The sequence below is a fragment of the Nitrosomonas sp. genome (assembly GCF_040256045.1).
Taxonomy (GTDB): Bacteria; Pseudomonadota; Gammaproteobacteria; order Burkholderiales; family Nitrosomonadaceae; genus Nitrosomonas.
Window position 1 is genome coordinate 1 of record NZ_JBDZWD010000089.1, and the last position, 3740, is coordinate 3740.

The following is a 3740-nucleotide window of genomic DNA, read 5'->3' on the forward strand; positions in this document are numbered from 1 at the left end:
TTATATAAGAATCCTGACAAAATATTCTGCAAATGCGGGAACTGTCTGGACAGATATTTTTCATATATTGAAGAGTAATAAATAAACAGGCAATTCTATATATCCCGGATATGACAAATTCATTGCTGTGCCGATATCGGCTGCAGTAGACTGTTGTCGTCTGGATAACCCAGGGAGAGGCAATGTACTGGTATCTCGTTCATACCAAACCCAAACAGGAAAAGTGTGCTCTTCAGAATCTGCAATGGCAGGGGTATCGATGCTATTTGCCGATGCTGCCGGTAGAAAAGCTTCATCAGGGAAGTCTGACGGTAGTCGATGAACCACTGTTTCCCCGTTACCTTTTTATTCAAGTGGGGCAGGGTGATTCCACCAGAAGCTGGGCGTCGATCCGTTCTACCAGAGGTGTCAACCGGCTGGTGTATTTCGGGTCTGAACCCGCCAGAATTGATGATAACCTGATTGATCTTCTACGCATGCAGGAAGCTTTTTTCCAACATAAACCTGAACGATTGTTCAAACCCGGGGAAAGAGTATGTCTTACAGAAGATGCATTCGCCGGTATCGAGGGGATCTACCAGATGGCAGAGGGCGAACGTCGTGTGATGGTGCTTATCGAACTGCTGAGCAAACCGGTTACCCTGCAAGTTTCACCGACCAATTTGCACCAAACAAACTGAGAGACTCCCAAGATCTGCATAATTGTTGGTGAGTGCAATAACCTGTCTTATCTACTAGGCAGAAACATTTCCCAAAATCATGACAATGTGGCAGAATTTTGCCCGGTTGCCGGCAGGTTCATTACTCGCTACCGGCTTGTGCAGTCTGCTGCTTTACTCCTTGAATATATCTTTCCTGTTATAAAAAACAGGCATGGCGGTAGCGTGCCTAAAATACTCAGATTTTCTCTCTAATACAACAGCTCATCGTTGTCATAAAAATTTCCATAGAAGAATCGTGCGATTTGTACCTGAAGTTCAGCTGGATTTGAAAAGGAGTCATTGGAAGTGATACTGGTTACTGGTGGAGCCGGTTTCATCGGCAGCAATTTTGTTCTGGATTGGCTGGCGCAGTCTGAGGAGACGGTCATCAATCTGGATGCGCTTACTTATGCCGGCAACCGGGCGAACCTGGCCTCGCTGGAAGGTGATTCACGCCATGTTTTCGTGAAAGGCAGTATTGCTGATTTTGAGCTGGTTACGCGCCTTTTACATGAGCACCGCCCCAGGGCCATCATCAACTTTGCGGCCGAATCCCATGTCGACCGAAGTATCCACGGCCCGGAGAATTTCATTCAGACCAATATTGTTGGTACTTTTCGCCTACTAGAGTGTGTACGTGCTTTTTGGAATGATCTGAAGGAGCCTGGTCAACAGAATTTTCGCTTTCTGCATGTTTCCACGGATGAGGTATACGGCACTCTGAACAAGGAAGCGCCTCCTTTTACTGAAACCAGCCGCTATGAGCCCAACAGCCCGTACTCGGCCAGCAAGGCAGCGAGTGACCACTTGGTGCGCGCCTGGCACCACACTTACGGCTTGCCGGTACTTACTACCAACTGTAGCAATAACTACGGGCCCTATCATTTTCCGGAGAAACTCATTCCGTTGATGATTGTGAACGCCTTTGCAGGTAAACCGCTGCCCGTGTATGGCGACGGAATGCAGATTCGCGACTGGCTCTATGTCAAAGATCACTGCAGTGCAATCCGTCGCGTGCTCGAAGCTGGAAGGCCGGGCGAAATCTATAATATTGGCGGCTGGAATGAAAAGCCGAATATCGAAATTGTCAGGGCGGTCTGCAAATTGCTTGATGAGTTGCGGCCTAAAGCAGAGGGTACGAGCTATGCATCGCAAATCACTTATGTCGCGGATCGCCCTGGCCATGATCGTCGTTACGCCATCGATGCGCATAAGATCGAACGTGAGCTGGGCTGGAAACCTGTTGAAACCTTTGAAACCGGCATCCGCAAAACGGTGCAGTGGTATCTCGATAATCCGGAGTGGGTAGCACAGGTTCAATCTGGTGCATATCGTGAATGGATAACCAGGCAATATGGAGAGTAAGGATCAGACATATAAAGGTAGAAAACGGGAAGCCATACCGATAAAAATACCGGTGTGACAAACCTCAGTGTCGTAAAGCAATTCGATAAAACACCAATTTCATCGTCACTACAGCGCTGAATCGTTGCGCTGCCATGCAGCTCGCGAAGGTAGTGGCAACGCAGATAGTTTTCAAAAGTTTTCTAAAAATAATCAAGGCAAACCATTTAATTTAAGGTGGAGGTGTTTGGTTGATGCGTCAATTTCCTGCAACGCCGGTAGAAATGTTCACCAGTCTCTGGTGCAATCGTGAACTGATTCTGGCTTCTGCCAAGCGCGAAATACTGGGGCGTTATCGTGGCTCTGTACTTGGTCTGTTGTGGTCTTTTTTCAACCCAATATTCATGCTGGTAGTGTATACCTTTGTCTTCAGCGTGGTATTCAAGGCGCGCTGGAGTGTGGGAAGTGAATCTAAAACCGAGTTTGCCCTGGTACTTTTTGCTGGTTTGATTGTATTCAATCTGTTTGCCGAGTGCATCAACCGTGCGCCCGGCTTGATTCTTGCCAACCCTAATTACGTCAAGAAAGTAGTGTTTCCACTGGAAACTCTGCCTTATGTCAGTCTGCTTTCAGCTTTGTATCATGCGTTGATCAGTCTAGGCGTCTGGCTGGCAGCTTACATGATTTTGTTTGGTGTTCCGCATGCAAGTGTGCTGTACCTGCCATTCGTCGCTATACCCTTTGCTCTGTTTATCATGGGGTTGAGCTGGATTCTGGCGTCACTGGGTGTTTATCTGCGTGATGTATCTCAATTTATCGGTGTCCTTACCACGGTATTGATGTTTTTGAGTCCTATTTTCTACCCGATTAGTGCTCTGCCTGAAAGCTACCAGCACTTGCTGTACCTGAACCCCCTTACACCGGTCATTGAAATGGCGCGGGATGTTTTATATTGGGGAAAAATGCCGGATTTCTCACTGTTGGCATTCTACTGGCTGGTTACTGGAATAATCGCCTGGCTGGGATTTGCCTGGTTTCAGAAGACCCGAAAAGGGTTTGCTGATGTTCTTTGAATACCGCATCGTAACAACTCCTTTTTACCATTTTCCTAATGCAGGGAGAGGATCAATAACTGCCATTTCACAAAAAATGGCGCATTAACCGCATTCGTACTATTCGGGCTCATTGGAATATCCTGAACCTGGAGCAAATCACGGCAGTGCTGGAGGGTAAGCCTGTGATAGCGCCACCCAGAGAGGTGCAGAAAGTAAAAAATGAAGTGGTGCATATGGCATCAACCTGTCATTCAGGTAGCATGTTTGATGAAGGATTGTTTACCTGGCTGCAGCGCACCCGGCCAGACACACCCAACAGCCCCAGACGAAAATATTTTCGTGAGCATGTACCGGGTCGTATATGAAAATCCAGAATAGCTGCAAATCACTCCAACTTCTTCTGCCCTGACGATGTCGCTCGATTGCCCATACAATAAGCATATGCTATATACTTATAATATCTGGCTGCTTTGATTGGAGAATCTTGATGTATACAGGTACTGTTTTTGAAAATAATCGTACTCAGGCTGTACGTTTGCCAGTAGATGTGCGCTTCGCCGATGATGTGAAAAAAGTTTGGGTACGTAACCTGAGTTCGGGATAAGCCCTCAGGGTTAAGCCAAGCTATTGACTCTGGTCA

At 47.1% G+C, this 3740-nt stretch carries 5 protein-coding genes; all 5 read left to right on the forward strand.

Annotation, left to right across the window (positions count from 1 at the left end):
• Positions 1–182 precede the first annotated feature (182 nt).
• Positions 183–680: a transcription/translation regulatory transformer protein RfaH gene (gene rfaH / locus ABUL11_RS11050; protein WP_350283906.1), complete on the forward strand. Its 498-nt coding sequence runs from the start codon at positions 183–185 to the stop codon at positions 678–680.
• A gap of 327 nt (positions 681–1007) precedes the next feature.
• A complete protein-coding gene (gene rfbB, locus ABUL11_RS11055; protein WP_350283907.1) occupies positions 1008–2066 on the forward strand; it encodes a dTDP-glucose 4,6-dehydratase in 1059 nt (352 codons plus the stop codon).
• A 233-nt stretch (positions 2067–2299) separates the two neighbouring features.
• Positions 2300–3118 carry an ABC transporter permease gene (locus ABUL11_RS11060; RefSeq protein WP_350283908.1) on the forward strand — a complete coding sequence of 273 codons (819 nt, stop codon included), beginning with the start codon at positions 2300–2302 and terminating at the stop codon, positions 3116–3118.
• Between the two features lie 164 nt (positions 3119–3282).
• Positions 3283–3465 (forward strand): hypothetical protein, encoded by a 183-nt coding sequence (locus tag ABUL11_RS11065; protein WP_350283909.1) that lies wholly within the window; start codon positions 3283–3285, stop codon positions 3463–3465.
• 122 nt (positions 3466–3587) lie between these two features.
• Complete coding sequence (locus tag ABUL11_RS11295; RefSeq protein WP_502890047.1) at positions 3588–3704, forward strand: AbrB/MazE/SpoVT family DNA-binding domain-containing protein; 117 nt, start codon at positions 3588–3590, stop codon at positions 3702–3704.
• Positions 3705–3740 lie beyond the last annotated feature (36 nt).